Origin of the sequence: Achromobacter seleniivolatilans (assembly GCF_030864005.1) — a bacterium.
Lineage (GTDB): Bacteria > Pseudomonadota > Gammaproteobacteria > Burkholderiales > Burkholderiaceae_B > Achromobacter > Achromobacter seleniivolatilans.
The window spans coordinates 6,102,960-6,123,114 of sequence record NZ_CP132976.1; the positions used below are offsets into that span (position 1 = coordinate 6,102,960).

The window sequence follows — 20,155 nt, forward strand, 5'->3', positions numbered from 1 at the left end:
GCCGCCGGGGTAGCCGATAGCATACCAAGTGGCCATCATTGGAAGATCTCGATCTCGACGCAAAAAGCCACCAGTTCCTGATCGGTCTGCACGTTCAGTTTTCGCATGGCGGCAATCTTTTGGCCGCTGACCGTCTTGACGCTTCGTTGAAGCGTCTGAGCGACTTGCATCATGGATTCACCACGGATGAAGTGCCGCAGGACCTCGAATTCCTTGGGCGACAGGCTGTTGATGCGCTCGCCAATGAATGTTCTGCGGGAATCGATCGTGCCATGGCCTTGGAATCCCGGAGGATGATAATTGCGTCCCCCTTGCAACGTGCGTAAGGCGATGACAATTTCAGCCAGGTTATCGCGCTTGAGCACCACCGCTGCAACCCCTGCGTCGTATAGCGCCGAGATAATCATCGGGTTGGACACCATGGTCAACACCACAACCCGAGCGCTCGGAAAATGCCGCATCAGATACTTGACCAGGCGGATGCCATCACCATAGGTCTCGTCACCGGGCATGGAATAGTCAGTGATGACCACATGAGGCACGTCGCGCACCAAGTGTTCGACCAGCGCCGTCGGGCCGGGCAACATCCCGGTCACCTCAAAGCCTAGGTCCTTGTCGAGAAGGTCGCGCACGGCCATCAGCACCAGAGGGTGATCGTCGGCCAGGACTATCCGGAGTCTTTCCATTCAAGCGCGTTATGAGTTCAGGTTTGGCTAATCGTGATTGCTTTTCACCAAGGCTGAGATTTGAATCAGGAATTTTCTGAGTTCAAGCGCCAGCCCGGCGGCGTGCTGAAACGCCTGCTCGTCACGGCTGTTGCGCTTCAGTTTGTTTTCGACGGATTCAAAACGGATCGATAACATGTTTAGTTTTACCATTACCAGCGCTCCCCGCATGCGATGCAGGGTTTGCCGCAATCGAATAACGTCGCGTTCGGCAATGGCGAGCTCCAGCGTGGCAAGGTCGCTTTCCATGGTGCTCAGGAACAGGTCGCGGTAGTGGGCCGGAATAATAGAGGCGGCAGTGGGTGAACGCCTGGCGCGTGCTCGCATCAGACGTTGCACGCCCAGGCCGATACTATTCAGGTCCCACCCGTGGATTTGTTCGTGCCTGCTAGCCTTTGGCGCCGCCAGGCCGCCGGTGGACAGGTAGCGGCCGGTCCAGGCTGAAGGTTCAGCGTAGGGATCGCTTAGGAGATCAATCAGGATATCGCTGGCGCTGCCGCGGGGCATTGCGGGGCCGGCGGGCGTGGCGGTAGCGCCCCAGCGGGTCAGCCACAGGCAGACGTTGTTGGTCAGTTCGCGATGCGGGCTGCGTACGTAGATGCGGGCGCCGCGCAGGTCAGGGCCTTCACTTGCCATGCCTTTGGCTGGTGTAAGCGCGAGGTCCAGTGAAAAACTGCTGCCCAGCCCCAGTTGACTGGTTACGCGGATCTCAGAGTTCATCAACCTGGCCAGCCGTGCGCAGTTGGCCAACCCGCTATCTGCTCCGGGTGCCCTGTTCGTGCTGTTATGGGCGTCGCGGGCAGGGAGAAACAGCCGGGTTTGATCTTCCTTGGCGATGCCGCTGCCGGTGTCCACCACTTGCAGCGTCAGACGTTCGAGTTCATCGGTCTTGCCCAACGAGCGCAGCCGCACGATCACGTGGCCGGAATCCGTGAACTTGATCGCATTGCCAAGCAGTTGGTTCAAAATCTGTTGTATGTACGCGGGGTAGCCAGTGACCTGCTGCGCAACCGAGACATCAACACAGGAAAACAGCAGCAGACCTTTTTGACTGGCCATGGAAGCGTACGAACCCGTACCGCTTTCCACAACCTCGTGCGGGCTGAATACTTGGGGCTTAGGATCGGAGATGCCGCCGGGTGAGGCGTCCGCAATCCGCGTATAGGGCGTTTCCTGCATAGACGGCCAGTGGTCCTAGAGTGAGTGAACGGCGTACGGCTGAGGCTCGTCTGCCAATAGATCGGTGAAGTCGTGGGCATTGACGGCCGCCGAAATCAGATAGCCCTGAACGCAATCACAGCCAATATGACGAAGAAATTCCAGATCTCGTGCGGTCTCGACGCCTTCGGCAGTGACTTGCAGCCCCAATTGGCGTCCTAGATGCACCGATGAGAGCAGAGCGGCGGCACGGACGTTATCGTCGGCGGCGCCGCTAACCAACGCCCGGTCAATTTTCAACTCGGTGAACGGCGTGCAGATCAACATAAACATGGAACGGCAGCCTTTGCCGAAATCGTCATGCGCCAGGCCAAAACCCTTTAAACGCAATCGGCTTGCACTCATGTAGTACTGGCCCGCCGTCAGACAGTTTTCATCTTCGAGCAATTCAAAGGTGACATCCTCAATGGGAACGCCTTGCATCGTGACTTGGCGGTAGAGCTCGTCGGGCAACATGGGATCTTCCAGCAGCCGCGAGGGCAGGTTGATCGATACTGGCATCCGAAAGCCCAGCTGGCGCCAGCCTCGGTGTGCCGACAACGCATCAGCCAGCATCTTGTCCAGCAGCGCACGATCCAAGCCGTGGTGCCGGACGGCGCTTAGGAACGAGGCGGGCAGCATGAACCCGTATTCCTGATGGTGCCAGCGCGCTAGCGCTTCGGCGCCCACAATATTGCCTGTGTTCAACGCCTTCTTGGGTTGAAACCACGCCTGAATCTGACCGCTTTCAAGCGCCTTTTCCAAAGTGCGGCGATCAAACATGGATTCCGGTTCGGATATCAGCACGTTGGGGTGGGCCGCCGGCGCAGCGCTTTGGAACAAGTGAATCGCCAGAGCCTGCACATGGCCACGCGTGATTGGTCTGGTGAACGCGCCGACCACCGCAAGGCCTTTTTCTTTGGCGATGAGGCTGGCGCTATTCATGATGCGGCGTGAACCGCCAGTGGCTATCGCCACCATTGGGCAGCGCTGCTGCCGGGCCAGTTCAGTGATGAACTGCTCGCCGTCCATCCCCGGTGGATTCAAGTCCATCAGGAGCAGGTGGTACGAGTGGGCCTCCATCCTTTCAAGCGCATCTTGCGCGGTGTGCGCAATATCAACATGGTCAAAGCCCGCCTCTAGAAACATAGCGCTTATCTGCGCGCATTGAACCAGGTGGTAATCCAGAATCAGCACCGAGTAATGGGACAACATCATGAACTCCGGGATTCTTTGGCTGTCTGCAATGTTTGGCGCAGAACGGATAGCGCTAAGGGTTTGACCAGCAGGGTGGTCATCCCTGCATTAAGGCCGCGTCGTTGCTCGTCAGGAAATGCGTTTGCCGTTACCCCAAGAATGGGGCCTTGGTAGCCGCGTTCCCGCAGGATGCGTGTCAACTCGTAGCCATCGACCAGCGGCATGTTCAAGTCGGTCAGTACTGCATCGAATGCCAGCAGCTCAGGCATGCTCAGTGCTTCTTGGCCGTTATTGGCCAATGCGACGGTGCAGCCCAGGTATTCAAGCTGTTCACGCAGGATCAACTGGCTGATGGGATTGTCTTCAGCGACCACGACTCGCAAATTCACGCGTGCAAGATTGCTTTTCTTCCCAGACACTGGGCTACGGTCAACGCCGCCTTGTGCCAAGCGGACCGCGTGGCAGATCGTGCCGAGTTTGTAGGTGTTGGCGAACCAGTTTCGATGGCTGTCCTGCACGCGCGGGCGCCTGCCGGGCGGATGCACGATGACTTGCGCGCCGGTCCAGTTGCTGATCTTGTGCGCGTGCGGCCACGCTTGCAGCAGCACCGCAGGTTCTTGTCCGGACACGCCATCTGGAAGGTAGGGCTCCGCAATGGCGCCCCAGCGGCGCAGCCAATCGCACAGGTTGGCCACAACCTCGGGCACTGCGCCCTGGACGAACACCATGGTGGCGTCCAGCGGCGGCGTACCAGGCGATTCAAGGCCAGGGGCCAGTGGCAGGCGCAACTCGAATGTGATGCTTGTGCCCAGTCCGGGTTCGCTGACCGCGAGCAGCTTGCCGTCCATCATTTCAGACAGACGCCGGCAGATTGAAAGGCCCAAACCCGTACCAGTCTGGGGCTCGGCTTTGTCGGCATCGATCTGGTAGTAGGGTTCAAACAGTTGGTCTTGATCGCTGGGTGCAATGCCGGCGCCCGTGTCAGCGATTTGAAACACAAGGGCGACGCTGTCCGGGCTGCGGTCCAGCACCTTCAGGCGCAGAACGATCTGTCCAGAATCCGTGAACTTGATCGCGTTGCTGACAAGGTTGTCCAGAATCTGGCGGATTCGGGTCGCGTCGCCGATCACTGCGTCAGGCGTGTCCGGGTCGGCGACCGTGTAGCTGCGCAACCCCTTTCCTTGTGCGCGAGCGGCGAAGCTGGCGGCCACGTTGTTCAACAGGTCCACCGGCGAGAAGGGGGCGTTTTCCAACACGGCGTATCCGGCCTCGATGCGAGAGAGGTCCAGCGTATCGTTGATGGTGCGCAACAAGGTGGCGGATGAATGTTGAACTGTCTCCAGGTACTGTGACTGTTGGGCGTTGACCCGGGTCAGGGCGAACAGTTCAAGCGTTCCCAGGATGCCGTAGAGCGGTGTGCGGATTTCGTGGCTCATTGTTGTGAGGAACACGGTTTTCGCCTGGTTGGCGGATTCAGCCTCACGCTTGGCTCGCAACAGCGAGCGCTCGACATTCTTCAATGCCGATATATCGCTTATGCCGCACAGCACGACCGCATCGCCGCGATAGGTCGTCGGGGTAAAGGTCAAATAAGCGCTGCGGCCATCATCAAGCGCATATTCGCGGTCAGGCCCGGAGCCGTGATGGCACAAGATTTCTGCTGGCCATCCAGGCGTGCCGCTAAACCACCGCCTCGCCATGTCGTTGGACAGCACCACGGCGGCGTCGGAGCACCGCAGCAGGCAAAGGCCCACGGGCGCCTCTTCGATCAGCGTGCGATTCAGCGATACGCTGTCGGCCAACGCTTCGTATTGCCGCAGCGCGGGCACGACCAGCCGCTGCCGGATATACCGAATTTGCAGCAGAACAATGATGATCAGCAGCACGGATGCAAGGGCCGCAGTTTGCAGGGAAAGAACGTTGTCCCACAGTACCTGCTGCACTGGCGTGTAGTACACCAGCCGCCAGCCGTCTTCCCCCACCGATTTGCTCAAGACCACGTATTCAGGAAACCAGCCCTGGCCCAGCAAACGGAAGGAATCTGCTTTGGTGTCGTTCGCCAGCATGGGGTCAACGGTGACGTCGTTGGGCAGGCTGCTGGTGACGGGCTGGTCCTCGTTGTCAAACAAAACATAGTGGCCGGCCGTCATGCGCGGGGTGTTGATGGCGGATTCCACGCCATAAACCTCAAGGCCGATCCAGCCCGCTTCGGGATGGATCGCGTCCAACGGGGTGTAGAGCAGCAACCGGGTCGGGGTGTCCTGGGGCGGATGCAACCAAGTGATGGGAGGTTGCTCGTGCGAGGAAGGCCGCGTTTGCAAACCGCTCAGTGCTAACGCAATCCATTGTTGTATGTGCGCGTCTATGCCTGACGTATCGAGCCGTTCGTGCGCCTGTACGCGCACCGTGGTGCCGCGGCTCGGCGAGCTGTAGATAACCCGTGCATTGGCCAGCGCAATGCGGCGCAGATCCCGTGGGGTCAACACCAGAGCCCAATCGTAGGTGTTAGATGCCTCTTCCAGTGGCATGACTTCAATTTGGTGAGGCGGGCCGAAGTGGTTGGCCTGATTTCCCAGATGGGTGCTTTCCGCATTTCGTGCCACCGATGCCGAGACCGAACGCAGCAGTTCTTCACGCTGCTCGAAGAATATTTGTGCGTCGTAAGCGGCCGCGTTCATTTGGCGCCGGTAGACGGAAACGGCGTTACTGAAGGCCCAATACAAGTAAAGTGCGGCGCCCGCGGCGATGCAAACGATCAGCGCCACTGCAAGAAAATGCAGTAGCAGAGACGCTGCGCGAGGCGCAGCTCGAGGTTCAAGCGCTAGTGCGCCACGATCTTCGGAAAGCATCCGAAAGATGATAGAAACACCTGCTTACCAAGAGAATAAGAAGAATCTCAAAATGAACTCGAGGTCTTACGAATTGCATGAATCGATGCCGCCGGGCATAGCCTTGCTATACGTCACTTGTGCCGGGAAATCGCGGCCAATTTAAGAAATTTCTTATTCATTCGCGAGCCGGGCCTAAGCAATACTTGTTCTAGATCGGACTCCGCCACGATGCCACAACGCTGCGTGTAAGCCCCGAGGCTTCTTCCACTACGGCGGTCAGACGTTAATCGAGAACAGAATGATATTGACCCGGATCTGTCCCATTCCGGCCGTTCGCACCGACTATCGGCGCAGAGCATTGATTGTTGACGTGACCCACGCCTGCGTCGGCCTCGTGCCTTGTATCATCGGTGCCGTGGCATCGGCCCATGCTCCGCTCAATCCGCTGTGTGTATCGCGTGCAAGGAAGTGCCATGCGTGACGACACCAGATTCTGGCCCACGCAACAAGAATCTGTCTTGCTACGATTCCAGCCGGTATTCACTGCGCGCGGACAGGTGCACGAATACGCGGTGTTGGGGCGTTGCCGTCCATCTCCATGGAGCGGCCTGAATCCCAAAGGGCTCGGGGCGGGTTTGGAAGCTGGCGTGGCATTCTTCAAGAAATTCAAAACCGCCATCGATCTGTCTTTCGAACACCCGCTTGACGTGACCGGATCTGGTGACCCGGCTGAACGCCTATGTTTGGAACTGGGCATATGCCTGGTAGGTGATGCACTGTGGGTCAACAAGCATCCGCTTGACGAGAGCAGCGCGCGTCTCACCATTCCCACCAAACGCGTCACGTTCACGGTGCCGCTTAGCGAGAAAATCTCTGATCGTACTTCGGCGTTGAACCGATGTTCGGAATTCCAGCCTCGGCTGCGGGTGCAACTGTTGCCCTGCGTTAAGGGCGGTCAACCGTCTTCGTCTGGCGTGCTGCGTGCGCAAGGTCTGCACGTTCAGGTTCCGTTGGGCTTGTCCCAGAACCGTTCCTTGCAAGGCCGCTTTTTCGCGCTGATGGAGCGCGCTTGGAGCGCCAATCTACAGGTGGTGGCAGACGGCGTTGACGACATCCGCGACTTCGCCTGGATGCGCTTGCACAGCGATCTATTATTTCGTGGCACGGTATTGTCGGCCGCGCTCAGTCCTGAATGCCTGGACACGTGGTTGCAAGCCGATAGCGCAGAGTGGCGGTCTTTCAGCGCGTGCACCACGCGTTTTGAGGGAATGGTCGAAGAGTAGAAAGGCTTGCCCGGCGGGGATTCCGGGCGGTCAATCTTGCTTGTTCAGCCGGCCGCTTCCGATTGCAGGCGGCCAAGGATGAAGCCGTCAACGGAACTCGTGCGGCCGCGCCACAGCGTGGGTTGCCCGGCGATGGGGGAGCCATCGGCCGAGAAGAACAAAGCATCGGCAAGATGGATGTAATTGGGCAGGGGGTCCACGGGTTGCGGCACGCGGAACACATCGCCCAATTCGGCCAGTGACGACCGCACCGATTTCTGCGTGTCGGCGTCCAGCGTGTTCAGCGAGCTTGCAAACTTGGAGGCGAAGCTGTCGAAGTATTCAGCGCCGGACACGATCGAACCCGACACCAGCAGGCCACCCATTTGCAAAGTCACGCCAATGCTTTCAATCTGGCTGCCGCTGTTCACCAGGTTGACCAGGAACTGCAAGAAAGCGTCCGCGCCGGGGGCGTGGTTCGGGTTCTGGACGATGGGGGAATCGGTGCTCATGGGTGAAGTCTCGGAAAGGAAAGAAGAGCCACAAGATACTCGATTGGCATGAAAAATACACACAATGCAATAGCGCGATAAGCGGTTGAATCGGGTGTCAAACCGCCATATCTCAGGCGTTATGCAAAGGGTAATGTGTCAGGCTGCGGGGTGGTCCCGCCTGAGGCCGGTCTGCCTGTCGCACTGCGGGGCGCGACCTTCCGTGCGCTGAACTTTCAGGAATATCGTGATGAGCATCATCAACGCTTTGGACAACACTTCAAACCCGGGGAAGCGGGCAAGCGCTGGCACGGAGTCAACTGCCGTGGATGGGGCGTTTCGAACCGCATTCCAGAACGCCACCGAGCGCAATAATTCGGCAATGGCCGGCGGTGTGGCTGGGAGCTCGGTGTCAGCGCCCTCCAGCGCAGAGCAGGAGTTCATGGACTACGCGGCCATGTCGCTTGAGGAAAAGATGTTCTACGCTGCCCTGGCCTCGTTGGGAATTTCCAAGAAAGACTATGACGCGATGTCGGCCGCCGAACGGCTGGAGATTGCCGCCAAAGTATCGCTGGTGATGCAGCAGCTGACCAAGGCTGACAATACCGAACACGTGTTGTAAGAACGGGCCGCGCTTATGACGGTTGCTTCGGGTGATGCGCTGCCCTTTGCAAGCTGCGCCCAAGGCGATCCGATGCCGTTTGCAGATGATCGGACAACGGCCCGGGAGTCAGCACGTCGAAATCCACGTCCAGCGCCATCAGCCAAGACACCAGCGATTGAGATGAATCGGCGCCGCATTTCAAAAGGCAACGCGCATCGTCCATTGCGGTGAGCAAGCTGGCGGCGTACGGCAGCTTGGTCACCATGACATCAAGCGGGGCGTGCAGAATGATCTGCGCCTGCTCGGCATAGGGCGCAATATTGACTGATCGCGACACATAGGCGCGCAGATCTCCCCCTGCGGGCGAGGGGCGCGGCGCGAAGTGACCGCCGACCAGCGGCTCGCTCGTGATGCGGTCAATGCGGAACGTGCGCCAGTCGTCACGGCCACGATCCCAGGCCACGAGATACCAGCGTTGCGCCGTATGAGCCAGGCCTTGTGGGTCAACGCAGCGGCGGCTGATTCTGCCGCGTATGTCGGCATAGTCAAACTCAATCTGTAGCTGATCGCGGCAAGCGGTGGCCAGGGTGGCCAACCGGCTTGCATCCACTGCAGGGCCGCCGCGGTCTATTGGCACAATCTCTGAGCGCAAGGCATCCACCCGCCGGCGCAGACGCGGCGGCATCACCTGTTCAAGTTTCACCAGCGCCCGCAGCGCGGATTCCTCAATTCCCCCTACTGATCCCGCGGCGGCCACCTGCAGCGTGATAGCCACGGCCAGGGCTTCGTCGTCGTCCAGCATCAAGGGGGGCAGGGCGTGTCCGGCCCGAAAGGCATAACCGCCCGCCACGCCGCTGCTGGCGTGGATGGGGTAGCCCAGTTGACGTAAGCGGTCAATGTCGCGGCGTACGGTGCGCGGGTGGATATCCAGCGCGGCAGCCAGGTCGGCGCCGGCCCAGTGGCGTCGTGTTTGCAGTAGCGAAAGCAGGCGTAGGAGGCGGTTGCTGGCAGTAAGCATAGAGACACGATACCGCGTATCCAGGGCCGTTTCCGTCCTCAATGGTGTCTACAGTGGGCGCAGATGTTCGCGGCACTGTGCCGCGACGCGCCTATCTCAAAAAAAGGAAATCTGCCCATGTCTATCGTTCTGTATTGGCACCCCAGGTCGTGCGCAACCCCCATCGTGTCGAGCCTTAAGGAGCTTGCGGTGCCTCATGAACTTGTCGAAATCGATATCGAGGCCGGGGAGCAGCGGAACCCAGAGTTTCTGGCGCTCAATCCCAATGGCAAAGTGCCGACATTAACGGTGAATGGCGCGCCAATGTTTGAGTCGCTTGCGATTCAGTTGTGGTTGGGGGAGCGCTATGGCGTTGAACGGGGGTTGTGGCCTGCGGCCGACACGCCGGAACGCTTGCAGGCCATGTCTTGGTCCGCGTGGATTTACGTGTCCTACTCCGCCGTGGTTTGGCGCCTGTATCACAGCGCCCACGGCGTAGCTTCCCGCCGCGATGCCGTGCAGGCCAAGATGGCATTGGACGACATGCATGAGTTGCTGGCCGTGCTGGACGGCCATCTGGCCAAGCGGCCTTGGATACTGGGTGACGGGTATTCGCTGGCGGATCTGGTGGTGGGTGCAGGGATTGCCTATAGCGCTTTCATGGGAGCCGTGGCCGCGCATCCGCATGTGCAGGCATGGTGCGACCGGGTAAGCGCCCGGCCGTCCATGCAACTGCTGCCATAACTTCCGCGCCTGAATCGCGTATCGCGATCTGGCGCAGGCCTATGGCAGCCAAGCCTGTTACCAGCCCCAGCAAGTACCCGCCGCCGGCTTGCCGCAAGCGCGGTAGTTGACGGCGAACCACAGCTTGCCAGCGCCGCGCGATACGTTATCGGGCAGCTTCACGTCGTCGCGTGGCAGTTCGTCCAAAGTGTCGCGCGCCCCCTTGATCGTCACGCCGTTGGCAACGTTTGCCGTCAGCGGAATGCCGCCCAGGCTGGCAGCGGTGCGGTCTTCGAACACAATGTCGCCAGCGGCCAGCGAACCCATTTTCAAGGACGCATCGCGCACGGCGGCTGCATAGCTGTCGTTGGAACCACCGGGAACCGCGCTGGCGTTGAGCGTGCTTGCTGCAAGAATCTGCGCGGCCGTGGCAGGCGCTTGCATCTTGTACTGGTCCAGCTTGGCAATCTGCCCGCTGGCTGCCTGACGGCGCAACCAGTCGCCCCACAGGAATTCCGCGAACTCGGGCAAGTTGCCATTGCTATAGGCGACGTCACGCGTGAAATACACCAGCGAGCGGTAGCGGTCTTCTTGCATGCCGCCGGGTTCAGTGGCGCTGATCAGACCCAAACGGGCGGGTAACTGGTCTACCGTGATGGGCTGGTTCTGGCCGTCTCGCAGCCACGCGCGGCGTTCATCCACCATGCGTTGCCAGAACGCCGTGGCGGTGGGCAAATCGCTATAGTTGGCATCCACCTTGACCCACACGGGCAGCTTCGCGCCGCCGTCCGGGATCTCGCGCAAGGACGAGAACGTGTGGTGGCCGTCCGTCAGGTACAAATTGCCATCCCAGCCGACCACCACGGTTTTGAGATTCGCGGTGTTCTTGCCTGGAGCTTCCAGGCAGGCGAAGGTGGTGGGGTCATCCAGGCGCGCGGCGCGGGCTTCGGCGATGCTCTGGAAGTCTTGCTTCAGTTTGGCCGCACCCGAATCTTCACAGTAATCGTCGAACTTCTTCTTGACGGTGCGGTTCAGGTATTTGAGCTGCTCCACCGGATTGGCGGCCCAGGTGGGTCGATTGAAGTCGCCTTGCCAGCGGCCGAGCTTGTAGTAGATCTGGTCGTAGCCGATCGCAGCCTGCGTAGGGTTCAGTTCTTCAATGCGCACTTTGATGACGTCGCCGGCCTTGGAGCTCAGGTAGGCGGGATTGCGCGTATCAACGACAGGCGGAGGTTCGACGACCGCCGGTGGCGGGGGCGTGACGACCGGGGCGTCGTTGTTGTCATCGCTGTCGCTGTTGCAGGCGGCAAGCGCCAGCGGCAACAACGCGCTGGCCAGCAGGCGCAGCAAGATACGGGGGCGGGCGTTTGGAACGGCGGGCAGACGGGAGGGGCTGTTTAAGGGCATTGGACCGGAGAGAGTGGCTATCAGCAGGTATCCAATCATGTCAGATGCGTGTTTCCTGCGTATTGCACCAGGGATGATTCGATCTGCGTTGCATTTTCCTTCGGCCGCGGGCTTGCTCATAATGGATCTTCAGCCATGACAGGAGCATCGAGACAATGACGATTTTTAATTTCTGGCGTACCTGCCTGGTATTAGCCCTGAGCGCAATCGGCTCGGGCGCGCTGGCGGCGGACGACAAGGCCATTGCATTGCTGGAGGCATCGGCAAAGGGCGAGACCGCCCGGGTAAGCGGTTTATTGGCGCAGGGTGCGCCGATCGAGGCGCGAGACGCTCAAGGCAATACCCCGTTGTTGCGCGCCACCCAGGGAAATCATGCCGATGCGGCGCGTGTGTTGATCGAGGCGGGCGCGAACGTGAACGCTCAGAATCAGATGCAGGACAGCGCCTATCTGCTGGCTGGCGCCCAAGGTTATCTTGACATTCTGAATCTGGCTTTGCGCCATGGCGCAGATCTTAAAAGCACCAACCGCTATGGCGGCACCGCCTTGATTCCGGCTTGCGAACGCGGCCATGTCGAGGTCGTGAAGACCTTGCTGGAAGCCGGAGTCGACCCCGATCACGTGAATCGCCTGGGTTGGACTGGCCTGCTTGAAGCCATCATTCTGAGCGATGGCGGGCCACGGCATCAGCAGATTGTGGAGTTGCTGATCAAGGGCGGCGCAGATGTGAATCTGGCTGATCGCGATGGGGTCAGCCCTCTGCAACATGCCCGCCAGCGTGGGCAGGCCGCAATCAGCGCCATGTTGCAGGGCGCAGGGGCCCGCTGACGCGAGCGGCACGCTGGCCGGGCAGGCAGGGACCATCACGGTCCACGGCCTGCCCGTCACTGCCTTAGAACTGGTGGCGGATGCCCACGCCAGCGGCGGTGCTCTTCAGGCCGTCGATGAACGCATAGTCCGTGCCGTACGAACCGTAGGCGTACAGGTTGGTGCGCTTGGACAGGTCGTAGGTGTAGCCCACGCTATAGACGTTCATGTTGGAGTCGCCGCCCGTCAGCTTGTCGTTGGACGGCGCCACGTGTTGCCACGAGGCGAACACGCTGCTGGCGCCGCCGACAGGCATCGTTGCGCCCAGCATGTACGAGTTGGCCTTGAAGCCGTCCACGAAGCGGTTGGTGCCGAACTCATCGCTGAACGGCGTACCGGCGGGCTGGTCCTGACCAACGAACCAGCCGTCGGTGGTGCGGCCATAGGCTGCGGCCAGCTTCACGACTTCCAGGTCATACGACACGCCCAGCGCATACTGGCGCGGCGTGGCGCCGTTGTCGATCGAGCTGCGGTTCGCGCCGTTCAACTGGTCATACGTCAGGGCCACATTCAGCGGACCTTGCACGTAGCGCAGGCCGGCAGTGATGCCGCGCGTGTTGTCGGCGGTGCGGAAATTCGTCTGGTCGGCAGTTGTGTCGTCCGCGTTGAACGAGTAGCCCACGCCGAATTCAAAACCGTTCACCGAGGGGGTGCGGTACATGACCATGTTGTCCCAGCGCATGGTGTTGGCCGCGCTGAAACCCAGGCCCATATTGGATTGGGTATAGCTGGTGTAGAAGGGGTCGATGTCGGCCAGGTAGTTTGAGCCGATCGTGGTTTGGCGGCCGAATTCCAGCGTGCCCCACGCGTCATTGGCCAGGCCGATCGTGGCTTGGCGGCCAAACAGGCGTCCCGATTGCCCACGTTGGCCGTTGGCGGAGTCAAAACCGCTTTCCAGCTTGAAGACGGCGCGCAAGCCGTCGCCCAGGTCTTCGGAACCGCGCAGGCCCCAGCGCGAGCCGGCCTGGATGCCGTTGATCATGCCGAGCTTGCTACCGCTGTAGCCGTCGCCTTTGATCTTGTTGTAGCCGATGCCAGTGTCGATGACACCATAGAGAGTGACTGACGGTTCTGCCTGAGCAATGCCTGCAAAAGAGGTCAGCATTGCAGCGGCGAGTAGCGTCTTTTTCATCCGGGGGACTCCTAGGATTGGGGTGTGGAAAAAACAAAAGGAACAGCACGTTCGGCATAGCGCCGAACGGTGTTCCCAGACCGAAGTGTAAAACAATTGCGTTATTTTCTGTTTATTGTCTGTGATGTTCTGGCAACTTTGTTCTAAAGTAAAAAAAGGCCGAGGCGCCCAGAAGGGCGACTCGGCCTTTTGTTTACGTCAGGATCAGGCTTTGCCGCGGGCGCGCTTTTCCTCGCGGGCGAAGATCACCACGCCGACGATGATCATCAGCGCCAGGGCATACCAGGTGATGGCATAGACCAGGTGATTGTTCGGGAAACTCAGCACAGTCAAGCCGCCAACTGGCTCCTTCGCGGGATCGCGTCCGGGGCTGGAGGCGGCGTCGGCGTCGATGAAATACGGCGCGACGTCCGTCAGCCCGCGGGCGGCGGCTATTGCCGGCAGATCACGCGAATACCAAAGGTTGGACGCGGGATCATTGTTGCGCAGGAAACCGCTGCCCGGTTCGCCCATGCGCAACAGCCCCGTGACGCGGGCTTCTGCGGGCGGCTGGGGCGTGTCGGCCTGACTCTTGCGCCATGCGGGCAACACAAACCCGCGGTTGACCAGCACCGTGCCGCCGCTGGCCAATTGCAGCGGCGTCATGACCCAGTAGCCGCTGCCCAGTTCGGTGGCAGCCTGCACCAGCGTCTGGCGGTCGTACTGATACGTGCCGGTGGCGGACACGTGGCGGTATTCGGCGTTGTTGAACGTCAGCCCTCGCCATTCGCTTTTGTCCGGCGCAGGCGTGGTTGGCGCATGGGCGCGCTGATTCACTTGCGAAATCAGGTCACGCTTCCAGGCCAGACGATGCACCTGCCAGGTGCCGAGCGCGCACAGGCCTGCGAACAGGGCGGCAGCAACCACGCCCAGGATGACCAGGGTGGTTTTGCTGCGCGGATTGCGGGGGGTGTCGCTTGAAGAAGTGTCTTTTACTGCAGCCATCAGGGCATATTCCGCATGTCGTGTGTGGACATGGGCATCATATTGGAGTTCAAGTGATACATGATCCAGATTGACCCGCTGAGCGTGATTACGACCAGCACCAGCGTGAATATTAACGCCAACATGTTCCAGCCGCTTTCGGACTTGGTATCCATGTGCAGGAAGTAGACGATGTGGACCACGATCTGCACGACTGCAAAGGCCAGGATGACCAGCGCAGTGGTGCGCGAAGTGGCGAACACGCCGTCCATGACCAGCCAGAAAGGAATGGCCGTCAGGATTGCCGCCAGTACAAAGCCCGTCACATAGCTCTTTAGCGTGCCATGACCGGCGCCGTCGTCATCGTCGTGATGGTCATGGCCATGCCCGTGATTGCCCCCGTGATCGGCCAGATGATCCATATGCGCGGTCATGGCAGCACTCCCATCAGATACACAAAGGTGAACACGCCGACCCAGATCAGATCCAGGAAGTGCCAGAACATCGACAGGCACATCAGGCGGCGGCGGTTCTCGGGGATGAGCCCATGCATCTGGACCTGGATCATCATCGTCACCAGCCAGACGATGCCGAACGTGACGTGCAGCCCGTGCGTGCCCACCAGCGTGAAGAAGGACGACAGGAAGGCGCTGCGCTGGGGGCCCGCGCCCTGATGAATCAGGTGCGCGAATTCATACAGTTCCAGCGACAGGAAGCCCAGGCCCAGGATGCCGGTCACCGCCAGCCAGGCCTGCGTGGCGCCGACACGGTTGCGCCGCATTTCCAGCATGGCAAAGCCATAGGTGATGGAAGACAGCAGCAGCAAGGATGTGTTGACTGCCACCAGCGGCAGGTCGAACAGGTCGGCGCCGGAGGGGCCCGCCGCATAGTTGCGCCCCAGCACGCCGTACGTTGCAAACAGGCACGCAAAGATGAGGCAGTCGCTCATCAGATAGACCCAGAACCCCAGCAGGGTGCCGTTCTTGGGGTGATGTTCGCCCGGGACGTAGAACACGGGTTCCGCGGGCGCCGGCGCGCCGCCGGGCAGGGTGGGGGCCAGGGTATCAGACATGTTTCGCGAGCAACCTTGTACGGGCGTCTTCCGCGTGCACGACCTCATCGGCTGTCACGTAGTAGTCGCGCTTGTAGTTGAAGGTATGAACGATGGATACCAGGATCAGCGCCGCAAACGACAGCACGGCCAGCGGCCACATGTGCCAGATCAGCGAAAATCCCATCACCACGCTGATGCCCGCCAGCACAATGCCGGCCCAGGTGTTCTTGGGCATGTGGATGGGGATAAAGCCTTGCTCGGGGCGTTGGTAGCCGTGCTGCTTCATTTGCCACCAGGCGTCCAGGTCATGCACGCGGGGCGTGAAGGCGAAGTTGTAAACGGGCGGGGGCGACGATGTGGACCATTCCAGCGTGCGGCCGTTCCACGGGTCGCCCGAGTCGTCGCGCAGGGCTTCGCGATTGCGGTAGCTGACCACCAGCTGGATGAGAAAGCAGGCGATACCGCAGGCGATCAGCAGCGCGCCGAAGGCCGCCACCTGGAACCAGATCTGCAAGGACATATCTTCAAAATGGTTCACGCGGCGCGTGACGCCCATCAGGCCCAGCACATACAGCGGCATGAATGCGACGTAGAAGCCCACGAGCCAGAACCAGAACGAGCACTTGCCCCAGAACGCATCCAGCTTGTAGCCGAATGCCTTGGGGAACCAGTAGGTGATGCCGGCCATCAGGCCGAACAGCACGCCGCCGATGATGACGTTGTGAAAGTGAGCGATCAGGAACAGGCTGTTGTGCAGGGCGAAGTCGGCAGGCGGCACCGCCAGCAACACGCCCGTCATGCCGCCGATCACGAACGTCACCATGAAACCCATCGTCCACAGCATCGGCACTTCAAAGCGGATGCGGCCGCGATACATGGTGAACAGCCAGTTGAAAATCTTGGCGCCGGTTGGGATCGATATGATCATCGTCGTGATCCCGAAGAACGAGTTCACGCTGGCGCCCGACCCCATCGTGAAGAAGTGATGCAGCCAGACCAGATACGACAGCACGGTAATCACGACGGTGGCATACACCATGGACGCATAACCGAACAGGCGCTTGCTGCAGAACGTGGACACCACTTCAGAGAAGATGCCGAAGGCGGGCAGGATCAGGATGTAGACCTCGGGGTGGCCCCAGATCCAGATCAGATTCACGTACATCATGGCGTTGCCGCCGAAGTCCGCCGTGAAGAAGTTGGTGCCGACGTAGCGGTCCATGGACAGCAGCGCCAGCACGGCGGTCAGCACCGGAAAGGCCGCAACGATCAGCACGTTGGTGCACAACGCGGTCCAGGTGAAAACGGGCATGCGCATCATGGTCATGCCGGGGGCGCGCATCTTCACAATGGTGACCAGCAGGTTGACGCCGGATAGCAGGGTTCCCACCCCTGCTATCTGCAAGGCCCATATGTAGTAATCCACCCCTACGTCCGGACTCTGCATGATGCCGGACAGGGGTGGATAAGCGAGCCAGCCGGTGCGCGCGAATTCGCCGACAAACAGCGACATCATCACCAGCACCACGCCGCCCGTCGTCATCCAGAAGCTGAAATTATTCAGAAAGGGAAAGGCCACGTCGCGCGCGCCGATCTGCAACGGCACGATGTAGTTCATCAGCCCCGTGACCAGCGGCATGGCCACGAAGAAAATCATGATCACGCCATGCGCGGTGAAGATCTGGTCATAGTGGTGCGGCGGCAGGTAGCCGGTCGAGTCGCCAAAGGCCACCGCTTGCTGCAAGCGCATCATGATGGCGTCGGCAAAGCCGCGCAACAGCATCACAATGCCCAGAATCATGTACATGATTCCGATCTTCTTGTGGTCGATGCTGGTGAACCATTCATGCCACAGATAACCCCATTTTTTGTAATACGTAATGGAGCCCAGCACCACGATGCCACCGGCCGCCACCATGAAAAAGGTGATGAGCAGGATAGGTTCGTGAAAGGGGATGGCATCCCAGGTCAGGCGACCGAAGAACAGCTTGATGAGGTCTGGTTGATCAGGCATCTCGATTCCAGCGTAAAGACCACAATTTCATGAAGCCCCTGCATCATCCGGTCCGGATCGCGGCGGCTGCGCGCAAGCCGCTACAACACCAGCCCTTCGGTGGACGTGCACATGGCGCCAACGTATTTGCGTGGCGGCGTGTCGCTCAGGCCCAGCCGCTCGCGCGTTGCCGGGTCCAGTGTGGTGACATTGAGTGCACCCGGTATGCCCATGCCGCCCGTGGCGTCGATGGCCATGGCATCTTTCATGCACATGCGGTTGCCCTCAACGCAGCGGTTCACGATGGCGTCGAACAGGCCCGGTGCAACGGTGGCGTAGTGCTGGACCGGATTGCGCTCGCTAGGTTGTTCCAGCTTCAGATACACGTCACGGCTGAGTTTGGCGGTGGAAGTGCGCGCGTCGGCGACCCACTTGTCAAAGCCTTGCTGGTCCAGACCATGGAACTTGAACCGCATGCCAGAGAAGCCTGACCCGCTGTAATTGGCGGACAGCCCTTCGTATTCACCGGGGTGGTTGATCACCGCGTGCAGGGTGGTCTGCATGCCGGGCATGGCGTAGATCTGCCCCGCCAGCGCTGGCACGAAGAAGGAATTCATCACGGTCGAAGACGTGATCTTGAACTGGATGGGGCGGTCGACAGGTGCGGCCAGCTCGTTCACGGTGGCGATGCCTTGCTCGGGATACAGGAAGAGCCATTTCCAGTCCAGCGCCACGACTTCAACGACGAGCGGTTTGGTGCCGGCTGGCACCTCGCGCCCTTCGGACAGGCGCGCAAGGGGCCGGTAAGGGTCCAACTGGTGCGTGCTGACCCAGGTCAAGGCGCCCAGCGCGATGATAATCAACAGCGGAGCGGCCCAGATCAAAAGCTCCAGCATGGTGGAGTGGTTCCAGTCTGGATCGTAGTGAGCTTCTTTGTTGCTGGCGCGGTAGCGCCAAGCAAACAGGAAGGTCAGGAAGATCACCGGCACGATGATCAGCAGCATCAAGCCGGTTGAGATGATGATCAGATTGCGCTGCTGAACTGCGACATCGCCCGATGGCGAAAGCAGAACTGCGTTGCATCCGGCGAGCAATGGCAGGGCGGCAATCAGGATCAATCCGCGGAGCCTTGGGAAGGACGGCATAGCCATACCCCGAAACGTAACCGTGGGAGGTAAACGCAACACTACGCTGGAAGCCGCGAAAAATCTAGGGTAAAAAGAACAAAAGTGTGCAGGACCAGGCACGCGAGGCAGGACGGTATCCCATTGCGGCTGCGGCTCTGCACGTCATGGGCCAGCCGTGCACCGGCGTTTTGCAAGATCGTAGACAAGGCGACTTTTCGAACTTCCTACAGTGAGCAAACCCATGTCGACCACCACGCAATATTCCGCTCATCCCTCTCCCATTCCTGGCGGAGGGGCGGCATCCGGCGGCGTCAGCCATGCCAAGGTTGCCCCGGGTGAAATCGCGGTCGGCGTGGTTGTCGGGCGCGCCTCTGAATACTTCGATTTTTTCGTATTCGGCATCGCTTGCGTACTGGTTTTTCCAAAGGTGTTTTTTCCCTTTGAAGCCCCGCTGGAAGGCACGCTCTGGGCCTTCGTCATCTTCTCTTTTGCCTTCATCATGCGGCCCATCGGCACGGCATTGTCGATGGCGATACAACGCCGCTGGGGGCGCGCCACCAAGCTGACTGTCGCGCTATTCATGCTGGGAACGGCCACGGTAGGCATGGCGTTTTTGCCCGGCTACAACGTGATCGGCGCGCACGCCATTACCTTGCTTGCCGTGTTTCGTTGCGTGCAGGGCTTGGCATTCGGCGGCTCGTGGGATGGCCTGCCGTCGCTGCTGGCATTGAACGCGCCGCCCAACCGCCGCGGCTGGTATTCAATGATGGGCCAGCTGGGCGCGCCCGTTGGGTTCATGATTGCGAGCGCCTTGTTCCTGTACTTGCATGTCACGCTGACGCAGGCCGATTTTCTGGACTGGGGCTGGCGCTACCCCTTCTTTGTCGCATTCGCGATCAACGTCGTGGCGCTGTTCGCACGGCTGCGCTTGGTGGTCACCGAGGAATACACGCAACTGCTTGAAGAGGGCGAGCTGGAACCCATCAGCGTGTCGGAAATGGTGCGCCAGCAAGGCTACAACCTGTTCATCGGCGCGTTTGCGGCGTTGGCCAGCTATGCGCTGTTCCACTTGGTCACGGTGTTCCCGTTGTCGTGGATCGCCGTCAGCGCCACGCAACAAATCACGGATGTGTTGATCGTGCAGATCATTGGCGCGGTGCTGGGCATTTTGGGCACAGTGGCATCAGGCTGGCTGGCCGATCGCATCGGGCGGCGCACTACCTTGGGCCTGCTGGCGGCGATGATAGGCGTGTTCGCGTTGTTTGCGCCGTGGCTGCTGGGTGGCAGTCCGGTGGCGCAAGATGCCTTCATCTTGATTGGTTTCGCGCTGTTGGGTTTGTCCTATGGCCAGGCGTCCGGCACGGTCACGGCAAACTTCACGCGGCGTTTCCGCTACACGGGCGCGGCGCTGACGTCAGATATGGCGTGGCTGATTGGCGCGGCGTTCGCGCCGTTGGTGGCGTTGGGGCTATCGGCGCGGTTCGGTCTTGTGGCGGTCAGCGTGTATCTGCTGTCTGGCGCCGCGTGCACCTTGATAGCGCTGCGCATCAACAAGGTGCTGGAAACGCGGGATTGATCCGCGCGTT

The 20,155-nt window shown here is 60.3% G+C and carries 18 protein-coding genes; 5 read left to right on the plus strand and 13 right to left on the minus strand.

What is annotated here, in order from left to right; translation table 11 throughout:
- Nucleotides 1–35: 35 nt before the first annotated feature.
- From RAS12_RS27530 to RAS12_RS27545, 4 genes are read right to left on the minus strand one after another with little or no spacing between them, the layout of a single operon-like run.
- The gene (locus tag RAS12_RS27530) at nt 36–686 is read right to left on the minus strand and encodes a response regulator (RefSeq protein ID WP_306943402.1); all 651 of its coding nucleotides are present in this window, start codon (nt 684–686) and stop codon (nt 36–38) included.
- Nucleotides 687–713: 27 nt separating this feature from the next.
- Nucleotides 714–1,904 (minus strand): ATP-binding protein, encoded by a 1,191-nt coding sequence (locus tag RAS12_RS27535; RefSeq protein WP_306943404.1) that lies wholly within the window; start codon nt 1,902–1,904, stop codon nt 714–716.
- Between the two features lie 15 nt (nt 1,905–1,919).
- Nucleotides 1,920–3,137 (minus strand): EAL domain-containing response regulator, encoded by a 1,218-nt coding sequence (locus RAS12_RS27540; RefSeq protein ID WP_306951647.1) that lies wholly within the window; start codon nt 3,135–3,137, stop codon nt 1,920–1,922.
- Nucleotides 3,137–5,797 (minus strand): ATP-binding protein, encoded by a 2,661-nt coding sequence (locus RAS12_RS27545; RefSeq protein ID WP_306943406.1) that lies wholly within the window; start codon nt 5,795–5,797, stop codon nt 3,137–3,139. The genes RAS12_RS27540 and RAS12_RS27545 overlap by 1 nt, the downstream gene beginning before the upstream one ends.
- 626 nt (nt 5,798–6,423) lie before the next feature.
- Between RAS12_RS27545 and RAS12_RS27550 the strand changes: the two genes are divergently transcribed.
- Nucleotides 6,424–7,233, plus strand: a complete 810-nt coding sequence (locus RAS12_RS27550; protein WP_306943408.1) for a hypothetical protein — start codon at nt 6,424–6,426, stop codon at nt 7,231–7,233.
- Between the two features lie 44 nt (nt 7,234–7,277).
- On the opposite strand, the gene gvpU is transcribed toward RAS12_RS27550, so the two are convergent.
- Nucleotides 7,278–7,724, minus strand: coding sequence for a gas vesicle accessory protein GvpU (gene gvpU, locus RAS12_RS27555; RefSeq protein WP_306943409.1), 447 nt, complete (start codon nt 7,722–7,724; stop codon nt 7,278–7,280).
- A gap of 229 nt (nt 7,725–7,953) precedes the next feature.
- On the opposite strand from gvpU, the gene RAS12_RS27560 reads away from it, so the two are divergent.
- Entirely contained in the window at nt 7,954–8,325 is a 372-nt protein-coding gene (locus tag RAS12_RS27560; RefSeq protein ID WP_306943411.1) for a hypothetical protein, read from the plus strand.
- 13 nt (nt 8,326–8,338) lie between these two features.
- Here RAS12_RS27560 and RAS12_RS27565 read toward each other — a convergent pair whose 3' ends face one another.
- Nucleotides 8,339–9,325 (minus strand): helix-turn-helix transcriptional regulator, encoded by a 987-nt coding sequence (locus RAS12_RS27565; RefSeq protein ID WP_306943413.1) that lies wholly within the window; start codon nt 9,323–9,325, stop codon nt 8,339–8,341.
- Between the two features lie 117 nt (nt 9,326–9,442).
- Here RAS12_RS27565 and RAS12_RS27570 point away from each other — a divergent pair, with 117 nt between their 5' ends.
- Complete coding sequence (locus RAS12_RS27570) at nt 9,443–10,048, plus strand: glutathione S-transferase family protein (RefSeq protein WP_306943415.1); 606 nt, start codon at nt 9,443–9,445, stop codon at nt 10,046–10,048.
- A gap of 57 nt (nt 10,049–10,105) precedes the next feature.
- Here RAS12_RS27570 and RAS12_RS27575 read toward each other — a convergent pair whose 3' ends face one another.
- Complete coding sequence (locus RAS12_RS27575; RefSeq protein ID WP_306951649.1) at nt 10,106–11,434, minus strand: ParB/Srx family N-terminal domain-containing protein; 1,329 nt, start codon at nt 11,432–11,434, stop codon at nt 10,106–10,108.
- 155 nt (nt 11,435–11,589) lie between these two features.
- Here RAS12_RS27575 and RAS12_RS27580 point away from each other — a divergent pair, with 155 nt between their 5' ends.
- The gene (locus RAS12_RS27580; RefSeq protein ID WP_306943417.1) at nt 11,590–12,261 is read left to right on the plus strand and encodes an ankyrin repeat domain-containing protein; all 672 of its coding nucleotides are present in this window, start codon (nt 11,590–11,592) and stop codon (nt 12,259–12,261) included.
- Nucleotides 12,262–12,325: 64 nt separating this feature from the next.
- Here the strand turns inward: RAS12_RS27580 and RAS12_RS27585 are convergent, their stop codons facing one another.
- From RAS12_RS27585 to cyoA, 6 genes are all read right to left on the minus strand, one after another.
- Nucleotides 12,326–13,432 (minus strand): porin, encoded by a 1,107-nt coding sequence (locus RAS12_RS27585; RefSeq protein ID WP_306943419.1) that lies wholly within the window; start codon nt 13,430–13,432, stop codon nt 12,326–12,328.
- 204 nt (nt 13,433–13,636) lie between these two features.
- Entirely contained in the window at nt 13,637–14,416 is a 780-nt protein-coding gene (locus tag RAS12_RS27590; RefSeq protein ID WP_306943420.1) for an SURF1 family protein, read from the minus strand.
- A complete protein-coding gene (cyoD, locus tag RAS12_RS27595; protein WP_306943421.1) occupies nt 14,416–14,829 on the minus strand; it encodes a cytochrome o ubiquinol oxidase subunit IV in 414 nt (137 codons plus the stop codon). The genes RAS12_RS27590 and cyoD overlap by 1 nt, the downstream gene beginning before the upstream one ends.
- Complete coding sequence (gene cyoC / locus RAS12_RS27600) at nt 14,826–15,467, minus strand: cytochrome o ubiquinol oxidase subunit III (protein WP_306943422.1); 642 nt, start codon at nt 15,465–15,467, stop codon at nt 14,826–14,828. The genes cyoD and cyoC overlap by 4 nt, the downstream gene beginning before the upstream one ends.
- A complete protein-coding gene (cyoB, locus tag RAS12_RS27605) occupies nt 15,460–17,463 on the minus strand; it encodes a cytochrome o ubiquinol oxidase subunit I (RefSeq protein WP_306943424.1) in 2,004 nt (667 codons plus the stop codon). Before cyoB ends, cyoC begins: the two co-directional genes overlap by 8 nt.
- An 80-nt stretch (nt 17,464–17,543) precedes the next feature.
- Nucleotides 17,544–18,587, minus strand: coding sequence for a ubiquinol oxidase subunit II (cyoA, locus tag RAS12_RS27610; RefSeq protein WP_306943426.1), 1,044 nt, complete (start codon nt 18,585–18,587; stop codon nt 17,544–17,546).
- A gap of 223 nt (nt 18,588–18,810) precedes the next feature.
- Between cyoA and RAS12_RS27615 the strand changes: the two genes are divergently transcribed.
- Nucleotides 18,811–20,145, plus strand: coding sequence for an MFS transporter (locus tag RAS12_RS27615; protein ID WP_306943427.1), 1,335 nt, complete (start codon nt 18,811–18,813; stop codon nt 20,143–20,145).
- The last annotated feature ends 10 nt before the right edge of the window (nt 20,146–20,155 follow it).

Excerpts from the sequence above, each read along its gene's own strand:
- RAS12_RS27530 (WP_306943402.1), bottom strand. The coding sequence starts at position 686 with ATGGAAAGACTCCGGATAGTCCTGGCCGACGATCACCCTCTGGTGCTG.
- RAS12_RS27535 (WP_306943404.1), bottom strand. The coding sequence starts at position 1,904 with ATGCAGGAAACGCCCTATACGCGGATTGCGGACGCCTCACCCGGCGGC.
- RAS12_RS27540 (WP_306951647.1), bottom strand. The coding sequence starts at position 3,137 with ATGTTGTCCCATTACTCGGTGCTGATTCTGGATTACCACCTGGTTCAA.
- RAS12_RS27545 (WP_306943406.1), bottom strand. The coding sequence starts at position 5,797 with ATGAACGCGGCCGCTTACGACGCACAAATATTCTTCGAGCAGCGTGAA.
- RAS12_RS27550 (WP_306943408.1), top strand. The coding sequence starts at position 6,424 with ATGCGTGACGACACCAGATTCTGGCCCACGCAACAAGAATCTGTCTTG.
- gvpU (WP_306943409.1), bottom strand. The coding sequence starts at position 7,724 with ATGAGCACCGATTCCCCCATCGTCCAGAACCCGAACCACGCCCCCGGC.
- RAS12_RS27560 (WP_306943411.1), top strand. The coding sequence starts at position 7,954 with ATGAGCATCATCAACGCTTTGGACAACACTTCAAACCCGGGGAAGCGG.
- RAS12_RS27565 (WP_306943413.1), bottom strand. The coding sequence starts at position 9,325 with ATGCTTACTGCCAGCAACCGCCTCCTACGCCTGCTTTCGCTACTGCAA.
- RAS12_RS27570 (WP_306943415.1), top strand. The coding sequence starts at position 9,443 with ATGTCTATCGTTCTGTATTGGCACCCCAGGTCGTGCGCAACCCCCATC.
- RAS12_RS27575 (WP_306951649.1), bottom strand. The coding sequence starts at position 11,434 with ATGCCCTTAAACAGCCCCTCCCGTCTGCCCGCCGTTCCAAACGCCCGC.
- RAS12_RS27580 (WP_306943417.1), top strand. The coding sequence starts at position 11,590 with ATGACGATTTTTAATTTCTGGCGTACCTGCCTGGTATTAGCCCTGAGC.
- RAS12_RS27585 (WP_306943419.1), bottom strand. The coding sequence starts at position 13,432 with ATGAAAAAGACGCTACTCGCCGCTGCAATGCTGACCTCTTTTGCAGGC.
- RAS12_RS27590 (WP_306943420.1), bottom strand. The coding sequence starts at position 14,416 with ATGGCTGCAGTAAAAGACACTTCTTCAAGCGACACCCCCCGCAATCCG.
- cyoD (WP_306943421.1), bottom strand. The coding sequence starts at position 14,829 with ATGACCGCGCATATGGATCATCTGGCCGATCACGGGGGCAATCACGGG.
- cyoC (WP_306943422.1), bottom strand. The coding sequence starts at position 15,467 with ATGTCTGATACCCTGGCCCCCACCCTGCCCGGCGGCGCGCCGGCGCCC.
- cyoB (WP_306943424.1), bottom strand. The coding sequence starts at position 17,463 with ATGCCTGATCAACCAGACCTCATCAAGCTGTTCTTCGGTCGCCTGACC.
- cyoA (WP_306943426.1), bottom strand. The coding sequence starts at position 18,587 with ATGCCGTCCTTCCCAAGGCTCCGCGGATTGATCCTGATTGCCGCCCTG.
- RAS12_RS27615 (WP_306943427.1), top strand. The coding sequence starts at position 18,811 with ATGTCGACCACCACGCAATATTCCGCTCATCCCTCTCCCATTCCTGGC.